Annotated in this window: 18 protein-coding genes; 9 read left to right on the top strand and 9 right to left on the bottom strand. The window is 40.2% G+C overall.

What is annotated here, in order from left to right:
* Positions 1–18 precede the first annotated feature (18 nt).
* Entirely contained in the window at positions 19–795 is a 777-nt protein-coding gene (locus tag AC4E92_RS01065; protein WP_490238726.1) for a DUF368 domain-containing protein, read from the bottom strand.
* A gap of 157 nt (positions 796–952) precedes the next feature.
* On the opposite strand from AC4E92_RS01065, the gene AC4E92_RS01060 reads away from it, so the two are divergent.
* Positions 953–2,473, top strand: a complete 1,521-nt coding sequence (locus AC4E92_RS01060) for an FGGY-family carbohydrate kinase (RefSeq protein WP_490238725.1) — start codon at positions 953–955, stop codon at positions 2,471–2,473.
* A 147-nt stretch (positions 2,474–2,620) separates the two neighbouring features.
* Positions 2,621–2,869, top strand: a complete 249-nt coding sequence (locus tag AC4E92_RS01055) for a hypothetical protein (RefSeq protein WP_490238724.1) — start codon at positions 2,621–2,623, stop codon at positions 2,867–2,869.
* A gap of 50 nt (positions 2,870–2,919) precedes the next feature.
* Here AC4E92_RS01055 and gndA read toward each other — a convergent pair whose 3' ends face one another.
* The 6 genes from gndA to AC4E92_RS01025 form a co-directional block, all read right to left on the bottom strand.
* On the bottom strand, positions 2,920–4,329 hold the full coding sequence (gndA, locus tag AC4E92_RS01050; protein ID WP_490238723.1) for an NADP-dependent phosphogluconate dehydrogenase: 1,410 nt from the start codon (positions 4,327–4,329) through the stop codon (positions 2,920–2,922).
* Between the two features lie 40 nt (positions 4,330–4,369).
* Positions 4,370–5,077: an ABC transporter ATP-binding protein gene (locus tag AC4E92_RS01045; protein WP_490238722.1), complete on the bottom strand. Its 708-nt coding sequence runs from the start codon at positions 5,075–5,077 to the stop codon at positions 4,370–4,372.
* Positions 5,043–5,798 (bottom strand): ABC transporter ATP-binding protein, encoded by a 756-nt coding sequence (locus AC4E92_RS01040; RefSeq protein WP_490238721.1) that lies wholly within the window; start codon positions 5,796–5,798, stop codon positions 5,043–5,045. Before AC4E92_RS01040 ends, AC4E92_RS01045 begins: the two co-directional genes overlap by 35 nt.
* A complete protein-coding gene (locus AC4E92_RS01035; RefSeq protein ID WP_490238720.1) occupies positions 5,779–6,747 on the bottom strand; it encodes a branched-chain amino acid ABC transporter permease in 969 nt (322 codons plus the stop codon). Before AC4E92_RS01035 ends, AC4E92_RS01040 begins: the two co-directional genes overlap by 20 nt.
* Positions 6,748–6,755: 8 nt before the next feature.
* On the bottom strand, positions 6,756–7,613 hold the full coding sequence (locus AC4E92_RS01030; protein WP_490238719.1) for a branched-chain amino acid ABC transporter permease: 858 nt from the start codon (positions 7,611–7,613) through the stop codon (positions 6,756–6,758).
* A 70-nt stretch (positions 7,614–7,683) separates the two neighbouring features.
* Positions 7,684–8,928, bottom strand: coding sequence for an ABC transporter substrate-binding protein (locus AC4E92_RS01025; protein WP_490238718.1), 1,245 nt, complete (start codon positions 8,926–8,928; stop codon positions 7,684–7,686).
* Between the two features lie 282 nt (positions 8,929–9,210).
* On the opposite strand from AC4E92_RS01025, the gene AC4E92_RS01020 reads away from it, so the two are divergent.
* A complete protein-coding gene (locus AC4E92_RS01020; RefSeq protein WP_490238717.1) occupies positions 9,211–9,900 on the top strand; it encodes a rhomboid family intramembrane serine protease in 690 nt (229 codons plus the stop codon).
* Between the two features lie 4 nt (positions 9,901–9,904).
* On the opposite strand, the gene AC4E92_RS01015 is transcribed toward AC4E92_RS01020, so the two are convergent.
* Both AC4E92_RS01015 and AC4E92_RS01010 read right to left on the bottom strand, forming a co-directional pair.
* Positions 9,905–11,623 (bottom strand): hypothetical protein, encoded by a 1,719-nt coding sequence (locus tag AC4E92_RS01015; RefSeq protein WP_490238716.1) that lies wholly within the window; start codon positions 11,621–11,623, stop codon positions 9,905–9,907.
* Between the two features lie 138 nt (positions 11,624–11,761).
* The gene (locus AC4E92_RS01010; protein WP_490238882.1) at positions 11,762–13,678 is read right to left on the bottom strand and encodes an HD domain-containing phosphohydrolase; all 1,917 of its coding nucleotides are present in this window, start codon (positions 13,676–13,678) and stop codon (positions 11,762–11,764) included.
* Between the two features lie 148 nt (positions 13,679–13,826).
* Between AC4E92_RS01010 and mnmA the strand changes: the two genes are divergently transcribed.
* Genes mnmA through hemW form a run of 6 tightly spaced genes read left to right on the top strand, consistent with a single transcriptional unit; the run spans position 13,827 to position 20,341 of the window.
* A complete protein-coding gene (gene mnmA, locus AC4E92_RS01005) occupies positions 13,827–14,876 on the top strand; it encodes a tRNA 2-thiouridine(34) synthase MnmA (protein ID WP_490238715.1) in 1,050 nt (349 codons plus the stop codon).
* 52 nt (positions 14,877–14,928) lie between these two features.
* Entirely contained in the window at positions 14,929–15,612 is a 684-nt protein-coding gene (locus AC4E92_RS01000) for a rhomboid family intramembrane serine protease (RefSeq protein ID WP_490238714.1), read from the top strand.
* Positions 15,613–15,641: 29 nt separating this feature from the next.
* Positions 15,642–17,036: an Asp-tRNA(Asn)/Glu-tRNA(Gln) amidotransferase subunit GatA gene (gene gatA, locus AC4E92_RS00995; protein WP_490238881.1), complete on the top strand. Its 1,395-nt coding sequence runs from the start codon at positions 15,642–15,644 to the stop codon at positions 17,034–17,036.
* Entirely contained in the window at positions 17,033–18,478 is a 1,446-nt protein-coding gene (gene gatB, locus AC4E92_RS00990; protein WP_490238713.1) for an Asp-tRNA(Asn)/Glu-tRNA(Gln) amidotransferase subunit GatB, read from the top strand. The genes gatA and gatB overlap by 4 nt, the downstream gene beginning before the upstream one ends.
* Positions 18,475–19,233 (top strand): hypothetical protein, encoded by a 759-nt coding sequence (locus AC4E92_RS00985; RefSeq protein ID WP_490238712.1) that lies wholly within the window; start codon positions 18,475–18,477, stop codon positions 19,231–19,233. The genes gatB and AC4E92_RS00985 overlap by 4 nt, the downstream gene beginning before the upstream one ends.
* Positions 19,220–20,341: a radical SAM family heme chaperone HemW gene (gene hemW, locus AC4E92_RS00980; protein ID WP_490238711.1), complete on the top strand. Its 1,122-nt coding sequence runs from the start codon at positions 19,220–19,222 to the stop codon at positions 20,339–20,341. Before AC4E92_RS00985 ends, hemW begins: the two co-directional genes overlap by 14 nt.
* Position 20,342 lies beyond the last annotated feature (1 nt).

The following is a 20,342-nucleotide window of genomic DNA, read 5'->3' as shown; positions in this document are numbered from 1 at the left end:
ATTATATCATAACTCAATTCACAACTGCTTTGCACTTTTTGTAAACCACACAGAGAAAAGAAAGCTAACAAATATTATACAAAACAATACAAGATACCCATACCAGCTGAAAGTTTGTTTATCGAATGGCTGTATTTTTAAAAGCGATGCCATCACCAATCCAAGAACGAAATTCCTCGTCTGGCTGGGAAATCTTTCAAACAGATATTTCATAAAAAACACACAAACAATTATACCAACAACAGCACCTACACCAAATGGAATCAATACAGAAAAATTCAGTACACTAACGGCATTTATTATCTTTTCATACACTCCAAAAATGAGCATAACAAGTGATCCACTCAAGCCGGGCATAACCATTGCAAACGCCGCAACAAAACCAGTTAGTGGCAGGAGTGCCGAAGAAATTTTCACAGAGAATCTGATATTTTCAACGAATATAAAAAGAACGATTCCAGCAAGAATGTAGGCAAATTCTAATCTGCCAAGTTTTTTGAACAAAAAAGGAACTGTACCAAGAACAAGCCCAAAAAAAGCGGCATAAGTAAACCCAGCAGCCTTACTCAGTGCTGTACTCATCAATTTAGAACCCAATAAAAGCGCGATCAAGATCCCAGCACCAACCATTATGATGAAGTTGAATTGATCTCTGTTCAATCTGAATCTGACTAAATCAGCGATAGCTTTTATCAATTTTTCATAGACTCCGAGCACAACAGCAACTGTTCCACCGCTGATTCCAGGTACAAGATTAGCCATACCGATCAATATCCCAGCAATTATCGAGCTCATATTGTCAAAAAGTCCCTCCTTTCAAATTTTACAATAATTGGTTGTAAACTTGATTGGTCCTTGAAATGAGCGTAAAATAATGTACGTACCTTTTTAAATCTGAAGGATATATTTCCGCAATAGCTGATTGTTGTGATTGCCATTAGGGGGTATGGTTATGTACATGATAGGCAGTGATATAGGTACGCAAGGTACAAAAAGTGTGATTGTGGATGAATCGGGGCATGTTATCTGTGAGGCTTCAAGAGAATATGATGTCATAAAGCCAAAACCCAATTGGGCTGAGCAATGGCCCGATCCATGGGTCAGGGCAGTCTTTGAAACTATAAAGGAAATAATCGAAAGGTCAAAGGTGTCCAGAAACAAAATCGCCGGGGTAGCCATTAGTGGTTTATTTGGTGGAGCAGGTATTCCTGTTGATAAGAACATGGAAGCTTTATATCCCTGTCTGATATGGATGGACAGAAGAGCTGTAAAGGAAACTCAGTGGGTCAAAGAAAATGTACCCAAGGAAGAAATCTTTGGCATAACTGGAAATTATGTTGATTCTTATTTCGGTTTTCCAAAAATGATGTGGATAAGAAACAATGTCCCTGAAGTTTGGAAGAAAATCTACAAATTTGTCACACCGAAGGATTTTGTCATATATCAGTTGACAGGCGAACTGGCAATTGATTATTCCTCCGCTGGTAATATAGGTGGTCTGTTTGATATAAGAAAACTCACATGGTCTGATCATATGTGTAAGGTACTGAACATTCCCAAGGAGTATTTACCTGAACGTATTGTCAAATCATCAGATGTGGTTGGTAAAATCACAAAAAAAGCAGCGATGTCGTGCGGTTTACTCGAGGGCACTCCAGTTGTAGCAGGAGGTATCGATGCACCGGTTGCACAACTTTCCGCAGGTGCTCTTGAACAAGGAGAACACGTGGCGATGGTTGGAACATCCACCTGTTGGGGAACGGTGCACGATGGAAGTAAACTTGCCTTTAACTTGGTGAGCTATCCATATGTGGTTTACGACACCGAACGCATTTATACTTTCGGCGGTTCAGCAACTACAGGAGCACTTGCAAGATGGTTCAAAGAACAATTTGGTGAATCCGAGACTGTGGTTTCAGAAAGAATAAATACCTCACCGTATCAGTTATTTGACAGGGAAGCTGAAAAAATTGCACCTGGTAGCGATGGTATAATTGTGCTTCCATATTTCATGGGTGAGAGATCGCCTATCTGGGACCCGTTTGCAAAGGGAGTTATCTTTGGGCTCAGTCTCTATCACAGTCGCGCTCATCTTTATAAGGCTTTGATGGAAGGAGCTGCTTACGCTCTGAGACACAATATGGAAGAGGGTATAAGGGCTGGATTAAAACTCAATGACGAATGTTGGATCGTAGGTGGTGTCGCCAAGTCAAATCTCTGGGTGAGAATTTTTGCAGATGTGACCGGTTTTAAAATGCGTCAGGTTGCGAGTCTGGTGGAAGCACCCTTTGGTGATGCGTTCTTAGCCGGTCTCGGGACCGGTGTAATTGACAGACCAGAGGCAATCAAGGACTGGGTCAAATTCAAAGAAGCCATTGAACCAGATGTGGAAAAAAAGAAAATATATGATAAGTATTACCAGATCTTTCTTGAATTGTACAACAGTACTTCATCCTTGATGAGAAAACTCTGATCATTTTAAAGGTAAGGCAGATGCCTTACAAAAAAACAAGCCAGAAAGCACATTCCATTTATGGGATTGTGATGAATGGCTTAAGTTAGTCTGGTAATGAATGTGCATAATAAAAGTAGCAAGAAGTCTCATAGAAGAGTTGAAACGGTGACAAAAGCTGAAAAGATTAAACAAACACTACAGCAAACTAAAGAAAAAAGAAAGAATCAAATACCTGTGGTGTATCAACTAAAAATTAATCTCAACAGAGACTTAAACTCTGCGATTAATATGTTAAAAGCAGTAGGGCTGGACCGGTCCGAATTAAAGCCCGTGGAGTGGGAGACCACTGCCAAGATATTTAGGGGCAATCCCTATATCCTGGTAAGTCACACCATGTTGAAACGGGAAGCCTAGTCTCCTTAATGGGAATCCTATCCCATTTAGGGGATTGGGAGGAGGTCAACTTATTTTTCTAACTGTTGCCACTCAACATGGAAGGTCCCCTCTTTGTCGATTCTTTCAAAAGTATGTGCTCCGAAAAAGTCTCTCTGCGCCTGTATCAGGTTTGCAGGTAAATTTTCTTCCGTGAGGCTGAACAGATAATCAATAGAATTGTTTAAAACAGGGGTAGGTAAGCCTGATTCTCTTGCAACTGCACTTACTTTCAAAACAGAATGAAGTTTTTCTTTGACAAAATCCATGGAAATATTGCTTGCAAGCAAGTTGATATTTTCCGAATTTTCTTTGAGAATATTCCTGAGAAAATCTAAGAGTTTAGCTCTTATAATACAACCGCCTTTCCAGATTCTCAGAACTTCAAGTAAATCTATACCGTAATTGTAAGCATTCGAGGCTTCATGAATAAGCCACAAACCCTGTGAAAACGAAAGAAACATCGTAAAAAGCAGTGACTTTTCAAGGTCTTTGATGAGTGATCTGTCCGTTTGAATTCTTGTTTTTTCTCCGAAGATCTTCGATAGTTGTTTTCTTTGTTCTTTGAAATGAGAAACAGTTCTTGAAAAGACGGCGACATTCAAAGACGGTGTTGGAACACCGAGATCAAGAGCTGCCTGAGCAGTCCACTTGCCAGTACCTTTTTGTTCTGCTTTGTCGAGTATTAATTCAACCAATGGTCTGTTTGTTTCCTCATCTACATGTCTCATGATTTTGTACGTTATTTCCACAAGAAAAGAGGCAAGTTCACCTTTATTCCATTCTTCAAATACATGACCGATTTCTGCACTGTTCATTTTCAAAACTTTCCTCATTATGTCATAAACCTCAGAAATCGATTGCATTATGGAGTATTCTATTCCATTGTGTACCATCTTCACAAAATGTCCTGCTGAGCCATTCCCTACGTAGGTGCAGCAGGGTCCATCCTCTGTCTTTGCGGCTATTTTCACCAGAATATCTTCCACCATTTTATAGGCTTCAAGGCTACCACCTGGCATTATCGATGGACCATGCAATGCCCCGTATTCTCCTCCTGAGACACCCATTCCCAAATAAAGAATTCCCTGATGTGATAATTCTTCAAGTCTTCTGTTTGTGTCTGCATAATGAGAGTTTCCAGCGTCGATCAACAGATCACCTTTTTCAAGGTATGGTAATAACTCTTCGATCACTTCATCAACAGGTGATCCTGCCTTTACCATGAGGATTATTTTTCTTGGTTTTTCAATAGACTCGACAAAATGCTGGATATCAAAAGATGGAATGATCTTTTCTCCTTTGACTCTATCTTCAACAAATTTCCTGGTTCGTTCAACAGTTCTGTTGTAAACAGCCACGGCATAACCATTTCTTGCAATGTTCAAAGCAAGATTCTGTCCCATCACCGCAAGACCAACAACTCCGATATCGGCTTTCATTTCGCCTACCTCCCAAATACAATTCTATATCATTATCATTTTACATACCAAGGTATGCCTTTTTTACATGATCGCTTTCAAGTAATTCTTTACCAGTTCCATGGGCAACTATTCTTCCAGTCTGAAGTATGTATCCTTTGTCTGCTATTTCCAGTGCTTCCTGAATTTTCTGCTCAACCATGAGCACGGTTACACCTTTTTCCCTGTTGACCCGTTGGAGTACCTCAAGAACCTTGTCAACCATCAGAGGCATTAACCCTAAGGACATTTCATCCACCAAAAGCAACTTTGGTTTTGCCATCAGTGCCCTTGCGATAGCCAGCATTTGCTGTTCTCCACCTGACATTGTTTCGGCTTTCTGGTTTTCTCTTTCCTTAAGCCTTGGAAATAGCTCGTACACCTCTGCCAGAAGTCTTTCAACTTCATTTTGATCGTTTATCGTATAGGCACCCATCAACAAATTGTCTTTCACCGACATCTTCCCAAAGACATGTCTACCTTCTGGAACATGTGCTATACCAAGTTTGACAATCTGGTGAGCCGGCAATTTATCTATCCTTTTGCCCATGAATTCAATCGTACCTGAAAATGGTTTCAAAAGACCAGAAATGGTTCTGAGAATAGTTGACTTACCAGCTCCGTTGGAGCCAACTATTGAGACCAGTTCTCCTTCTTCAACGCTGAAGGAAACATCAAAAATGACAGGTACACCGTTATATCCCGCTGTTATTCTGTCGACTTTTAGCATAGTATCTCTCCCCTAAATAAGCCTTTATGACTTCCTCATTGTTTATTATCTGTTCTGGACTACCTTCTGCGATCTTTTTACCGGCATTCAGCACTACAACCCTGTTTGAAATGGGCATAATGGCTTCCATTACATGTTCGACGATCAAGAGTGTTATTCCACTTTTATTGAGGTTTACACACAGTTCCATTGCCTCTTTGACTTCTGTTTGGTTCAACCCAGCCATAGCTTCGTCGAGCATTATCATTCTTGGTTTTGTTGCAAGCATTCTTGCAATTTCAAGTCTTTTTTTATCGGCTATTGTCAGGCTCCCGGCTAACATCTCCCTTTTATCCCAAAGATGTGTCATGTGCAGAACCTGATCCACTATATTTTCGGCTTCTTTTCTGCTATTTGCATGGAGAAATGCACCTGTTAAGACATTTTCCCTCACAGTCATCTCATTCAATGGTTTTACTATTTGAAAGGTTCTGGTTAAACCCATCGAGGCAATTTCATGAGCACTCTTACCGGTTATATCTTTTCCATCAAAAATAACTCTTCCAGAGAAAGGTTTATAAAAGCCACTGATACAATTGAAAAGAGTCGTTTTACCGGCGCCGTTCGGACCTATCAGACTGACTATTTCTTTTTCATTCACCACAAATGAAACGTTATCATTTGCAATCAGACTACCGAATTTCATCGTCACACCCTGGACTTCAAGCAGTGGTTTTGGCATACTGTGCACCTCTCTTTTTGGATCTTGTGAATAACCCCAGTACACCTCGAGGTTCAAAGCATGCAATCACAACTATCAGAGCCCCATAAATCATCAGATCTATACCCTTACCAGTCCCGCCCAGAAAGGACCGTGTGTATTCAGAGAGCGGTATGAGAATTGCAGCGCCGATGATTGGACCATAAACGCTCCCAAGACCTCCAAGTACCGTTAATAAAACTATTTTCATGGATATATCCAGTCCAAAAACCATAAATGGATCTATATAAAGGATATACTGAGCATAGAGCGTACCAAATAAAGCTGTAACAGCTGAACTGATCATCATTGCATATAACTTGTAACGTGAGGTATTTATTCCCAGAGCCTCTGCAGCCTCATGGCTCTCGCGTATTGCTTTCAGATAATATCCCATTTTGTTTTTTTCAATCAAGATTGCTATGAGGATACTCATCAAAAACAGTATGTATGCAATCAAAAAGTACGGTATTTTTGATTTATGAAACTGCATCATCCAGAAACTATCAGGCTTTACAGGAATAGATATTCCCGTTGCACCTTCCACATAGTCCCAACTCACAAAGAGCTGTTTTATGATTTCCGCAACAGCAAGTGTTGCTATGGCAAAATAATGTCCTTTCAGGCGAAAACAGGGATAGCTAACAACCAAAGAAATCAACGCGGCAAACAGTGCGCCAAGGATCATCCCGATCCATGGAGAGATACCAAATCTGTAAAACAGCACCGTTGACGTGTAAGCACCTATTCCAAAAAAAGCAGCGTGACCGAAGGAAGTTTGACCGGCAAAACCAGTTATTATGTTCCAGCCTTCACCGAGTCCGGCAAAAATCAAAAACATTATCATGATATGCTGAAAATTCACATTTTGAAAAACAAATGGAAGAACCAGAATGATTGCAAAAATCACATAAAGCACGGGATTTCTCATTATTCTGCTCACCACCCGAATAAGCCCTTGGGCTTAAACTGAAGAACCAGAAGATATATGAGAAAAGCCAGAGCGTATTTAAACTGTGTACCCAGGTAAAATCCTCCCACAGCTTCTGTAAGACCAATGAGAATTCCGGCATAGAACGCACCCCAAATATTTCCAAAACCTCCAAGAGCAACTATAACAAAGGCGAGTAACCCGTACATTGCACCAGATTCGGGATAAACTGGAAAAATGCCCGAAAGAAGTGTCCCAGCAACGCCGACGCATATACCAGATAAAGCAAATGTTATCGCATAAACTCTTTCGGTATTCACACCCATCAGCTCGGCAATATCCCTGCTTTGAGCAGTTGCTTGTATCGCCCTGCCGGTTTTGGTTTTCTTTATGAATAAGGCTATCAATAGTGTCATCGTGATACTTCCCAGAGCCGCTATCAGTTGTGGCAAACCTATTACTAAATCCGCAAGAAGAATTCTTTTACCCGAGAGAATTGATTCGCCGACGAATCTGTAGTTTGGAGTCCACAAAAATTGTGCAAAGTTTCTTATGAAAAGACTCAATCCGAAAGTGGCAAGAAGTGCCATCAAGCCAGGTGCGTTAACCACACGCTTGATCACGAGTTTATAGATTAAGATACCCAAAAGAGCCGTAATACCAGCGGATATCGGTAGAGAAATAAGCGGATCAAATTTCAAAAGCGTATAAAGCCAAAAGACAACGTACATGGATATCATCATCATATCACCATGAGCGAAATTTATAATGTCCATCAAGCCCCATACAAGTGTTAAGCCAACCGCTACAAGCGAGTATACAGAACCCACAAGTGCGCCAGTCAGAAGAACTTGCAAGAGCATCATTCATCCCCTCTTTGGCAGGTTTTGACTTCCACAAACTTAAATTCAAAGGGAGCTTGCGCCCCCTTTGAATTCATCTTTTATTCCATTCTGGGAATTGTGGTACAGGCTCCTTAGTTTGATATTGTTCTGGCCAGACTGCTTCATATACACCATTGAGGATCTGGGTCATAACGGAAGCAGAGTAGATGTTCTGACCATCTGGGCCAAATTTTATCCTTCCAGAGACAAAATAAGGAGCCATGAAAGTTGAGGTTTTTAGAACGTTCAAGATCTTCTGTGGATCGGTGGAACCTGCTAAATTGATCGCTTCCGCTATAACAATAGCTGAAGCAAAATCCTCAAGCGTCGGACCATCGATATCTAATCCAGATTTTGCTTTGTACATCTCGTTGATCTTAGCCAATAATGGCATTTTCTTGAACAGAGCAGATGTGGTCGCATTTGGACCAGCAAAATAATCGGCATCTTTTCCAAGGTTAACTACAAACTGTGGATCTTGATATCCACCACAGTAGGAAAGTACAACTTTTGGTACAACGTTGAATTCTTTGTATTTTTTAACGAACATGGTCATATCGCCAATATAAGATGCATGGAATATGGCATCTGGTTTTGCACCTTTGATTTTCTGAACTTCAATATCTACGTTAGTCGCATTTGCCGGGTATTTCACATCGGCGACAATGCTGAAACCATCCGCCTGGTAATCTTTTATCTTTTCTTTCACCATCTGTGCAGCATGCACGCCATACTCATTATCGATGTAAACCACCGCTACTCTCTTTATGTTCGCGTTGTATTTCTGGTTCAGATATTTGAGGTATTCAAAGAAAAACACAGTTTCCATACCATCATGTGGAGCGATTCTGAAAAACCATTGCAAACCTCTTTCAGTGAGAGCGGCTGAACTTGAAGAACCAGCAATAAACGGGATCCCGTATTTTTCAGCCACCTGACTTGCCGGTTTTGTAGCCGATGAATGATAACATCCTATCAAAGCAACGACGCCTTCGTTTCTGATCAACCTCTCTGCTTCCGCCATGGCAAGTTCTGGATTTGCCTGGTGATCTGCAAAAACAAACTGAACCTTGGCACCATTGAGATTGGGTAACCCTGCGCTTTTTCCCAGCAGTAACTCGATTTCAGGATGTTCACCGTTGATGATTTCCTGTGCCACTTCGATTGCGTACTTGATCTTCACACCTGTCGCCGCAGCAGGTCCAGTCAACGGGAAAATAGCTCCAATTTTTACAACTTCTTCTGCAAGTACTGTGAAAGCCAGCAGGACCGCTAAAATCACCAGCAACCTTTTCATCTCTACATCGCCTCCCCTTTTAAAAGAATGTGGAATCGTATTATACTTTTGAAAACATTTGAAAACATTTCTTCTCATTGTTGTGTGATTTTTTTCTCGACTTTTTCAATTATATCATTTAAGTTTCAGACTGTCAAAGAGTGTGATAAGCTGAAAAATTGTATTTAGCGAAATTAATCAACTAGTTCTGTCTCAGAAATTTTGCCTTTGTCTTGAATTGTGATTTTCAAATGGTCTGATTGGATGAAATCATGGTTTATAATGAATATGGAGGTGTAGTAGTTGAAGCAATGGAAAGTAACCTATCTAATTTTGGGAATAAACGTAGCTGTTGTGGTACTGATGTTTTTTGTTCAGAATTTTTCAAGTTTGTCGAATCAAGCTTATCTGTATATTAGGTTCGGTGCACAATATGGACCTTTGGTGAGCAATGGCGAATGGTACAGATTAGTCACAGCTATTTTCGTTCACGGTGGTTTTTTGCATCTGCTTTTCAATTCATATGCACTCTTTTATTTTGGCAGCATAGTTGAATCGGTTTACGGTGTAGAGAAATTTGTCTTTGCCTATTTTTTGACAGGTGTGGCTGGAAATCTTGCAACGCATTTTTTCTATTATCGTGCAATATCTGTAGGGGCGAGTGGGGCAATATTTGGACTGGTTGGCATGCTCTTTGCACTGGGTTTTAGACGTGATACACCCTTTTTCATGCGCCAGCTCACAGGTTACGCACTTTTCCCGATGATAATTTTTAACATAATCTACGGTCTTATTCCGGGCAGTAATATAAACAACGCCGCACATATCGGCGGCTTCATAACAGGAATGGTACTTGGACGTGTAATAACTCCCAGACCTGCTTACAGTTTCTGGAAAAAATCGATTGCTTTTGCGTGGAAAGCTGTTGCACTTATCTGTGCTGGAATCGTTGTGCTCTGCTTCATATTGCTGGTTGGGTTTTCTACAAGATAGCCGATCAGATCTGTTCAATTACTTTCAAAAGCGCCTTGGCTGCTAACATTGTGCCTTCTTTTTCATAGCCTTCAACGCCAAGCATTGTTCTTATTTCCCCGACCTTTACTCCTGTTTCAAACATTTTTTTCATGAAATGTTCAGCTATCTTGTGGTGCTCCTTCTGCCGTTGAACAGCTCCGAATGGGTTGGCAAAATAAGATGTCATCAGACCCGTTTCAGAGGTCGTGCCTTTGCTCATCCTTTTTCCTTCGGAGAAAACCTTCAGTGCATCTTCGATATTGTCAAAGAAGATAATGCGATCTTCATCCTTATATACTTCTGTGTAATTGTTAGCGTACAGAAAGAAATCTATACGTGTTGGTGTGATAACTTCGTTGTAATTGTTGAACGGCACTATCACACGTGCATTGACTTGGTCCGGATTCATGAATATGCTTCTGTCCATCGTGGAATAAGCAAATCCCGGAGGCAGATCATCAAGCCTGACAAAAGCGCCTGTTTCTGTACCAAAGGCGAAAACATGTCCATCTATTATTGAAAGGCTTCCCATGTCGTCAATGATAGTATCGACTTGAGCCACTTCTTCCAGTCTGTTGAGTGCATCGAGCGTCTCACTTTTTCCGGCACCACTGTCTCCAACAAACATCGCCACGACACTCTTACCGTTCTTCAGAGTGATTTTTGCCATTGAACCATGTATTGGGAGCTTACCATGATCGATCTTTATTAAATTATGAATTGTCAGGGTGGTTTTCTTCATATACCCAAAGTAATCGTTTTCATCAAGTGCTGGTATGACACCAACATATCGATTTTTGTCCTTGAATATCACACCATTGCGCCATTTATCAGTGTAGTTCGGTATCCTGCTGGTTGGCAGACCGAATATGAGTATTCCATCGGGTTCTCTGTGCTTCAGATCTTTTGGAGTGGCAAGTTCGAACAAATTGGCAAGTCCAGCACCATGTGCAAGATATTCGGCATGAACAAAGTTGTAGAAAAGTAAATCTCGAACAAAGATCGTGAATCTATACCATTCACCCGGTTCGAGTGTTATTTTGTCGAGTATTGTGTCATCAACTACCGGCAGGACGCCTTTTCTCTTGTTCGATTTTGTGTAGAATATCGCAGGAGGATCGAAGATTGCCCCCCATACCGTTGGAATCTTCAACATCCACTGATATTCTTGATATTTCTCTGTATTAGGTTCTTCAACTAAAAACATTACCTGCGCTCCACTCGGGAGCTGTCTCATCACCGTTGGGAACGTATTTGAAACATTCATCATGATTTCTCTGTATAAGTTTTTTATGACAGCTTTAAACTGGTCACCTGCCATGGTCATTGTGTATTCAATACTTGCTCTTCTATTGTAATCTTCAACGTATTTCTCCTGTCGAACCATGAACCTGTGTTTTGAACGCCAGAAAGTGTAGAAGGCTTCTATGAAACGTTCAAGTTCTTTTGGGTTCACATAATAAATTATGTTGGTGATCTCTTTGATGTTTCTCATCGTCAAAAGATGAAGATATTCTACAAATCGATGTAAATCGTAGTCGCTGTTGACTTTAAAAGCATTGAGAGCGTTGAGTAATGGGCTTGATTTATCTTTGAGAATATCGACAAATTCTTTCAAAAGCAATTCAAAACCCTTTTGACCTATTATCTGACTGTAGTTCGTGTATATCACTGACCCATCGATGATCACACTTCTACTCATATCATCGCCTCCTGATAAACCTTATCTTTACTTATACCACTTGGAAGAATAGAAATGAGAAAGGTTAAGGCACAAAACGTTTGCATATTTGTGAAAAAAAGGTTAGATTCACTGATTGGATCAAAGAAAATTTCCAGATCAGATAATAGAGATGAAGACTTTCACCACATCTGGATTGAACTGTGTTCCGGAACACTTCTTGATTTCCTCAATGGCTTTTTCCACAGTCATAGGAATCTTCCTGTATGGTCGAGCTGTTGTCATGGCATCAAAGCTATCTGCAACGAATATGATCTGAGATTCCAGCGGTATATCCCCATCTTTTAGTCCCATCGGATAACCCTTTCCATCATAGCGTTCATGGTGATAAAGTACGATCTTGGCGATTTTTTCCATACCCTTTACTGAAGAAATCAATTCGTACCCTTTTATTGGATGCTCTTTTACAAGTTCAAATTCTTCGCTGTCAAGGAAACCTTCCTTATTAAGTACACTTTGAGGGACATAAATTTTTCCCACATCGTGCAGCAGTGCTGCCAGTTCCAGCTCAGACTCAGAAAATCCAAATTTAACAGCCATCTTCTTGCACAGATTTGCCACTCTTTTGGAATGTCCCTGTGTGTATTTATCATAGTACTCAAGTGCTTTGACAAGCATCAAAACAATTTCTCTGTTGAGCCTTTCTTTCATGGAAATGTATTCTCTTATCACGAAAAATGAGGTAATTATCTTTGTAAGGCTTGCAGCCATTCTCAGATCTTGCTCAGTGAAAGTTCCACCTGAACCTTGTTCTGTACCAAGCACAATAACTCCTATAGACTCAGCTGCAATCTCCATAGGTAATACCATTGCATAAGATGATTCTGGAATTATGTCAATTACATTCCCATTAGTTTTTTGACCGTAAAGTGTTCTTATGTCTTTGACAATCAACGGTTTGTCTGGTACATAGAGCTGGTCAGATGGTATTTCCAAATCATTTATTAAATCCTTATCAAAACCGCGAGCTTCTATTACACGACACGTTTTTTCTTCAACTAATGAAATTGAACCGATAACAGCTTTTGGAAACATCTCAAAAATCAGCTTAAAAGCTTTTTTCAAAAATACCGCTCCATCTTCATGTAAATTGAACGCATCGTCTATCAAATCAAGTGTTCTTGTGAAACTACTGCTGGCTTTTTCAAGTTCATTCAACGCTCTTTCAAGTTCTTCGTTCATTGTCTTTATTTCTTCTGACTGTGCTTTTAATTCCTCGCTATAAGCACTCAATTGCTCGTTTTTCCTGTTCAGTTCGCCTGTGGCTTTCTGCACAGCCTTTTTCAGGTAAATGTTCAAGCCAAAAAGGAACAGAACGGCGGTGATTAAAATCAACACTATTATCAACACGGTGGTAATTAATTTTGAATCAACACCAGCACGGGGTATCATGGAAAGAACAATATTTTGTATTTCTTTTGGTGAAATTTTTTCTAAACCACTGTTCAGTAAGGTCAGAATCTGTTCCTTTCCCTTAGGAACAGCCCAGTGCAGGCTGTTTTCGGTGAAAGGTTGTGATTTTTTCACCCTATAAACCATGTCAAATCGATGCAAATAGTACTGTGCAGGAATATCATCCATGAGAAAAACTTGCACTTCGTGATTTTTCAAGGCAAGGATAAGATCTGCATAGGTATCATAGAATCTGAATTGTATAGAAGGGTTTGCATTTTTGGCAATATCATAGAGAGCATCACCTTTTTTAACACCAACCACGTATGGAGTGAGTTCTTTGAGGTTTCTCAAGGCTGGTAGAGTTTCATCGTAGTATATACTGCTTGTGATTTTGTAAATTTCAATTGAATAGTCCAGAAATTTCTTTCTTTCCTCGGTGACAAAAATCAGATCTATAATATCTGTTTTCTTTTCCTTAGCCATTTGCAAGGCATCTTCCCAATTCATAGGGATTAGCTCTACTTCGATGCCCGTTCTTTGAGAGAAGAGTTTCCACAGCTCTGGGCTGATACCAACGAGCTTTCCTTCTTGATCTATATAGGTAAATGGAGGATAATCTATATTATATCGGTGACAACAGTGAGTTTCATCGAAAAACTCAACGAAACAAAAAGCAAAAGGCTCAAAATGATTTTTTTCATGTATATTCTCCTTAAGACAGTGTAAATTGATTATAGCACATTTTGTACATAAGAAGGATGGTGATGGCTTGAAAATAGGTGTTTTACTCAGCGGAGGTGTTGACAGCGCAGTTGCACTGTATACGCTGCAGAAACAGGGACATGAAGTGACAGCATATCACATGAAAACGATGTACGATGAATTTTACGTGCAAAAACAAATAAAACACAAAGTCTGCTGTTCACCGTCTGACACCTTTGATGCACAGATGATAGCTCAAAGGCTCAAAGTCCCGTTGAAGATAATAAACTTGCAGGATATTTTCAAAAAATCGATCATCGATTATTATCTCAAAGAATACGAACTTGGAAGGACGCCAAATCCCTGTTACATGTGCAATCGTTTGATAAAGTTTGGATATATGATGGATTTGATGCTTCAAGATGGTGTCGATGCCGTCTCGAGTGGTCACTATGCCAGAGTGATCAATGGTAATTTATACAAAGCAGTGAGCAAGGAAAAAGATCAATCTTATTTTCTTTCATCTATAGACAGAGAAAGGCTCAAGAAAATCGTTTTCCCGAACGGAGATAAAACGAAAGATGAAATAAGAGAAATTGCAAAAAAAGCAGATATTCACGTTCACAACAAAAGTGAATCCCAGGATCTATGCTTTATTCCAGATTCAGATCAACTGTGTTTCTTCCAAGAACACGGTTTTACTCCAAGACCCGGACCCATTTTTGATAAAAAAGGAAAAAAGATTGGTGAGCACAATGGACTTGTAAATTACACGATTGGTCAAAGAAAGATAGGTATTTCCACCGGTGAAAGGAAATACGTGATCAGAATATGTGCAAAAGAAAATGCACTGATTGTAGGAGATGAAAAAGATGTCTATGCAGATACGTTTTCTGTCAAAGATCTGAATATTCTGGCTGATCTTGGTGATAGATTTTCCTGCACTGTTAAAGTGAGGAAAAATTCACAGGAGGTCCAGTGCACGGTAATTGTCAAAGACTTTTCAGCCACCGTGAAAGCCGATGTACCCATTTTTGCTGTGACACCAGGACAGGTGGCAGTTTTTTACGAAGATGAGAAGGTACTTGCCGCTGGAATCATCGATGAGGTTTTGTGATAAAATAAGAAAATATAAGAAAATAAAAGAGTTTGCTGTAAGGAGTGATTCTTTGTTTCCATTATATGATACTGTACCGAGCAGAAAAAAGCCATATGTCGTGTATATTTTGATCTTGGTCAATATCGTCTTTTTCATCTATCAACAGACCCTTTCACGGGCAGAGTTGATTCAGTTTCTATACAATTTTGGACTCGTACCTGCCCGGATAACATCACAGCGATGGAGTCAAATCTGGCATCTGAGAACTGGATTGAATTTTTACTCACCAAAATGGTTTTCTTTCATCAGTCACATGTTTTTACACGGAGGATGGTCACATCTGATTGGAAATATGTGGTTTCTCTGGGTTTTCGGCGATAATGTTGAAGACAACATGGGACATACTAAATTCATCATTTTCTATCTTTCAAGCGGTGTCTTTGCCGCCCTGGTGCATTTTCTTTTCAATCTCAATTCACAGGTACCAATGGTTGGAGCTTCTGGTGCCATTTCTGCGGTGACGGGAGCATATTATGTTCTGTTCCCATATTCTCGTGTCATTTCATTTGTTCCAACGTTTTTCCTTCCATTTTTGGTTGCAATACCGGCTGCGGTATACCTTTTTGTCTGGTTTGTCTTTCAAATAATAAGCGGTATCGCAGACAGTGTTGTGAATTCAGGAGTGGCTTACTGGGCACACGCAGGCGGGTTTGTCATCGGGATGATCTGGGGATTTTTCAGAAGAAGATATTGACAAAGGAGGAGTTCGAATTGTTCGAAAAAATGACAATTGAGGATTGCCTGAATTCGAACAGAGAAGAGTTAATAGAGCAATCTTTTGAAAAAATACGATCAATTGATCCAGTAATAAAGAGTTTCATAACCGTTGCAGAAAAAGTGCAGATCAACGATGGACCATATAGGGGGATCCCAATTGCCATAAAAGACAACATCACGACGAAGGGTTTGAAGACAACCTGTGCTTCAAGAATACTTGAGAATTACATTCCACCTTACGATGCAACATGTGTCAAAAGATTAAAAGATTACGGTTTTGCAATTGTTGGAAAGACAAACATGGATGAATTTGCAATGGGTTCAAGTACTGAGAGATCAGCTTTCTTTGCAACGCGAAACCCATGGAATATCGACTGCGTGCCAGGTGGAAGTAGCGGTGGATCTGCAGCAGCAGTTGCAAGTGGACAGGTTATCGCTGCTCTGGGAAGCGACACAGGTGGATCGGTGAGACAGCCGGCGTCTTTTTGCGGTGTGGTGGGTTTCAAACCGACTTATGGACTGGTTTCAAGGTATGGATTGATTGCCTTCGCATCTTCTCTGGATCAGATTGGTCCAATAACAAAATCGGTTCGAGATGCCGCTCTGATAATGGAGATAATTTCAGGCAAAGATCCTTTTGACTCGACGACTGTTTCAAAAAAAGTAGATTTTCTAAGCCAAATCGAAGAAGACATCAGGGGAATGAAATTTGCTGTACCAAAAGAAGTCTATGAGTATGAACAGTTAGATGGTTCTGTGGCTGAAAGATTTGAGGAAGCCATAAAAATCGCTGAAAAACTTGGAGCGACAGTTGAACGTGTACGTATTGCCAGCATGAAATATGCCGTTGCAACTTACTACGTGATAGCACCAGCCGAAGCAAGTTCAAATCTGGCAAGATACGATGGTGTGAAATACGGTTTGAGGATAGAAGAAACAGGTCTAAGAGGTACCTACATGAAAACTCGAAATGTGGGTTTTGGAGAAGAAGTGAGAAGAAGGATCGTACTTGGTACCTTTACTTTGAGCGCGGCTTATTACGAAGCTTACTTCAACAAAGCTCTGAAGGTGAGAAGAATACTTTCAAATGATATGAATCAGATTCTAAACGAATACGATGCCATTCTCACTCCCACATCACCTGTTACGGCTTTCAAGATCGGCTCTGTTTCAGATCCATTGACTTACTATCTGATGGACATCTTCACAGTTCCGGCAAATCTGGTTGGAATTCCCGCTATAAGTATTCCCTTTGGCTTTGCACACGATATGCCTGTGGGATTACAAATAATGGGTAAGAGATTCGAGGATGGGAAGGTCCTGCGGATTGCAAGGAATTTCGAAAAAAGATCTCCATACAACGACAACGGTAGGATCCCTTTGGCGGTGGTGAGAATATGAGTTACAGAACTGTTATTGGTCTTGAAATACACGTTCAATTGATGACCAAAACGAAGGCATTTTGTTCCTGTCGGGCAGATGTTTTTGAACTGCCGCCCAATACAGCTATATGTCCGGTTTGTACAGGTCAGCCCGGCGCGTTGCCCATTGTCAATTCCTCGATGATAGATTATGCGGTAAAAATTGCCCTTGCCTTGAACTGTGACGTTCATGAATATTCAAGGTTTGACAGAAAAAACTATTTCTACCCGGATTTACCAAAAGGTTATCAGATAACGCAGTATTTCTATCCCATAGCAACATCTGGATATTTGGATATAGATGTGGATGGTCAGATAAAAAGAGTGAGAATCAGAAGGTTGCACATAGAGGAAGATGCCGGTAAGTTGATCCACGAAGGAGACTCGATAACCGAGGCTCAATATACCTTGGTAGACATGAATCGCTGCGGTATACCGCTGGTAGAAATAGTCACCGAACCTGATCTTTCATCACCAAAAGAGGCAAGGTTGTTCACAGAGAAACTCCGTACGATACTGCGGTATCTGGAGGTCAGCACCGGTGATATGGAAAAGGGTGCGCTCAGATGTGATGCAAATATCTCCGTTGTTGATGAACTCAACAAACTTCAGAGCAACAGAGTAGAGGTTAAAAACATGAACTCTTTCAAATTCATAGAAAAAGCTCTTGAGTACGAAGAACAGAGAATAATCGATGCTCTGAGAGCTGGAAAAAACGTTGAAAAAGAAACCAGAGGATGGGATCTGACAAGTAAATCGACAATCTCAATGCGCGGTAAGGAAGAAGAAAGTGATTACAGATATTTTCCAGAGCCGGATATCCCTCCAGTGATTCTTTCAAAAGAAAGAATTGAACACATAAGATCATCTCTTGTTGAACTACCAGATCAAAAAATAGAACGATTCGTTGAATGCTACAAAATACCAAGGTATGACGCAACAGTTCTGGCAATGAACAAAGAAATAGCAGATTTTTATGAAGAGTGTGTGAAACAGACCGGTAAACCAAAAGAAACAAGTAACTGGATAATGACCGAGATGCTCAGAGAAATGAAACAGCTTGAAACCGAGCGGATAAACATAACGCCTTTGCACATTTCTGAATTGTTTTCACTCATGGATAAGGGTGAAATTTCCATTAAAATGGCAAAAGATATTTTTCCCGAAGTCTTCAAAACCGGCAAAATGCCAAGTCAGGTATTGAAAGAAAAAGGTATCAAACAGATCAGCGATGAGAAATTCATAGAACAAATCATCAAAAAAGCAATGGAGCAGAATCCAAAAGCGGTGGAGCAGTACAGATCAGGAAAAACGAGTATCATCGGTTATTTCGTGGGACAGGTGATGAAAGAGACGAAAGGATCTGCAAATCCGCAGTTGGTGAATGAAATTGCAAAGCGTTTGCTGGAGGGATCAACTTGAAGCGCATGCTAATCGGACTGATTTTATTTACAGCATCGATTTGTTTTGCAGTTCAGTTCAATCTGTCAAACGACATACAACATTTTATAGATGTTGGGAACCTTCTCATCAATCTTGAAAAAAACGACTCACAAGTGGGGTTTGTCTACAAAAATGATAGATCAAGTTACACAAAACTTGGCTTTTTGAGATTCAAAAACGCAGATGCATCGCTGGCTATCGGTGGTACATTTGGAAATTCCTGGACAGCCTTAATGAGAGTTGAAACAAATGTCTATGGTATAACACCGGGACAGTATAGTTTTGATTTTGTAGTCAGTCCGCAGAAAAGTTATGCCAACTGGAAGATCAACCAGAAATTTTTCTTCGCCAACAATGTTTTGAGTTTCAGCACTTACGAAAGAATCGGTGATCTATCTGCTGGATTTTCAAGAATCTACATGAGATTTCAAAACAGGGAAATCGGGGCATATAGGCTGAATGAAGGGCTTTTTGCGGGTTTCTTCCCATATACCAAGGGACAGACGGGTGAAGAAGGCTTTTTCATGGGTGCTGGCTGGATGAATGGTTTCTCTGGCTTTTTCTCTTTCAGAAGTCGGTGGGTTTTTCAGAATGCTTCAATTTTCGTAGATCCGTTTATCATCATCAAAGTTGATTCTGTGTCTTTTGGTATCAGAATGGAGCTGATAGATTCGAGTATCAAAGGCGACTTACTGTTCACTGACAGGCAGGTGCTTTTGAGTGTCTCGTTCTGAAAATCTTGGACTTTATGTGCACATACCGTTCTGCAAAAGTAGATGTCTTTACTGTGATTTTGTCTCATATACGGATTTTTCATACTTAGAGGATTACTTCAACTGTGTATGCAAGGAGATCAGAATGTGGTCTGAGTCAATTGGAAAAAGAAAAATCGATACAGTGTACATCGGTGGTGGTACGCCGAGTGATGTACCGATTGAGTATATCTCAGAAATTTTGACCACTGTGGAGAAAAATTTCTATCTGATTGATCCTGAGATTACAATTGAGATAAACCCCAATTTTTCCTCTTTTGCCGATCTTAAAAATCTGGGTATAAACAGATTGAGTATAGGGCTTCAGGCTGCCGATGACAGCGTTCTTAGGGCTGTGAATCGAAGACATTCCGTTGCTGATTTCAATAGAGCTTATGAAAATGCCATTAATTATTTTGACAACGTGAATGTTGATTTCATCGTTGGATTGCCACGGGAAAATAGCCACACCATTGTAGAAAATCTGAGTATAATCGAACGTTACCATCCAAAACACGTTTCTGTCTATGTTCTGGAAGTGCACGATGAAAATCAGATTTCTTCACAAACGGATCAGGATATCACCGCAATTCACCATGATATTTTTGTAAATGAACTTGAAAAACTCGGGTATGAGAGGTACGAAATATCCAATTTTTCTCTGCCTGGATATAGATGCAAACACAACCTGAAATACTGGCACAACGACGATTACATTGGTATCGGTGTATCTGCCGGTGGACATGTAGGATCAAAAAGGTATGTAAATGTTTCAAGCCTTCAAAAATACATTGAATCTGTCAATAAAGAAAAATTTGCTTTTGAATACTTTCATGAAAATGACTCACTTGAAGAGCTAAGAGAAACGTTGTTCATGTCTTTGAGGCTCTGTGACGGTGTAGATGTCTACAGGCTGAAAAAACTACTACCAGAGATAGATGTACACAAATTAGTCCAGATGTTTCCAGATCAATTAATCCTGGATAAAGGCAAATTGAAAATGTCCAAGTCCGGGATGGATTTTTCGTGTACTCTCTTATCAGAGATAATCGATAAAAATACCCTTTTACGGGTGACTGGGGGTGAGTGAG

This window comes from Pseudothermotoga sp., from assembly GCF_031962025.1.
In the GTDB taxonomy this organism is placed as follows: domain Bacteria; phylum Thermotogota; class Thermotogae; order Thermotogales; family DSM-5069; genus Pseudothermotoga_B.
Note: the sequence above shows the minus strand (reverse complement) of the source record. Positions and strands in the feature narration are given on the sequence as shown.

Excerpts from the sequence above, each read along its gene's own strand:
- AC4E92_RS01065 (WP_490238726.1), bottom strand. The coding sequence starts at position 795 with ATGAGCTCGATAATTGCTGGGATATTGATCGGTATGGCTAATCTTGTA.
- AC4E92_RS01060 (WP_490238725.1), top strand. The coding sequence starts at position 953 with ATGTACATGATAGGCAGTGATATAGGTACGCAAGGTACAAAAAGTGTG.
- gndA (WP_490238723.1), bottom strand. The coding sequence starts at position 4,329 with ATGAAAGCCGATATCGGAGTTGTTGGTCTTGCGGTGATGGGACAGAAT.
- AC4E92_RS01045 (WP_490238722.1), bottom strand. The coding sequence starts at position 5,077 with ATGCTAAAAGTCGACAGAATAACAGCGGGATATAACGGTGTACCTGTC.
- AC4E92_RS01040 (WP_490238721.1), bottom strand. The coding sequence starts at position 5,798 with ATGCCAAAACCACTGCTTGAAGTCCAGGGTGTGACGATGAAATTCGGT.
- AC4E92_RS01035 (WP_490238720.1), bottom strand. The coding sequence starts at position 6,747 with ATGAGAAATCCCGTGCTTTATGTGATTTTTGCAATCATTCTGGTTCTT.
- AC4E92_RS01030 (WP_490238719.1), bottom strand. The coding sequence starts at position 7,613 with ATGATGCTCTTGCAAGTTCTTCTGACTGGCGCACTTGTGGGTTCTGTA.
- AC4E92_RS01025 (WP_490238718.1), bottom strand. The coding sequence starts at position 8,928 with ATGAAAAGGTTGCTGGTGATTTTAGCGGTCCTGCTGGCTTTCACAGTA.
- AC4E92_RS01015 (WP_490238716.1), bottom strand. The coding sequence starts at position 11,623 with ATGAGTAGAAGTGTGATCATCGATGGGTCAGTGATATACACGAACTAC.
- gatA (WP_490238881.1), top strand. The coding sequence starts at position 15,642 with ATGACAATTGAGGATTGCCTGAATTCGAACAGAGAAGAGTTAATAGAG.
- gatB (WP_490238713.1), top strand. The coding sequence starts at position 17,033 with ATGAGTTACAGAACTGTTATTGGTCTTGAAATACACGTTCAATTGATG.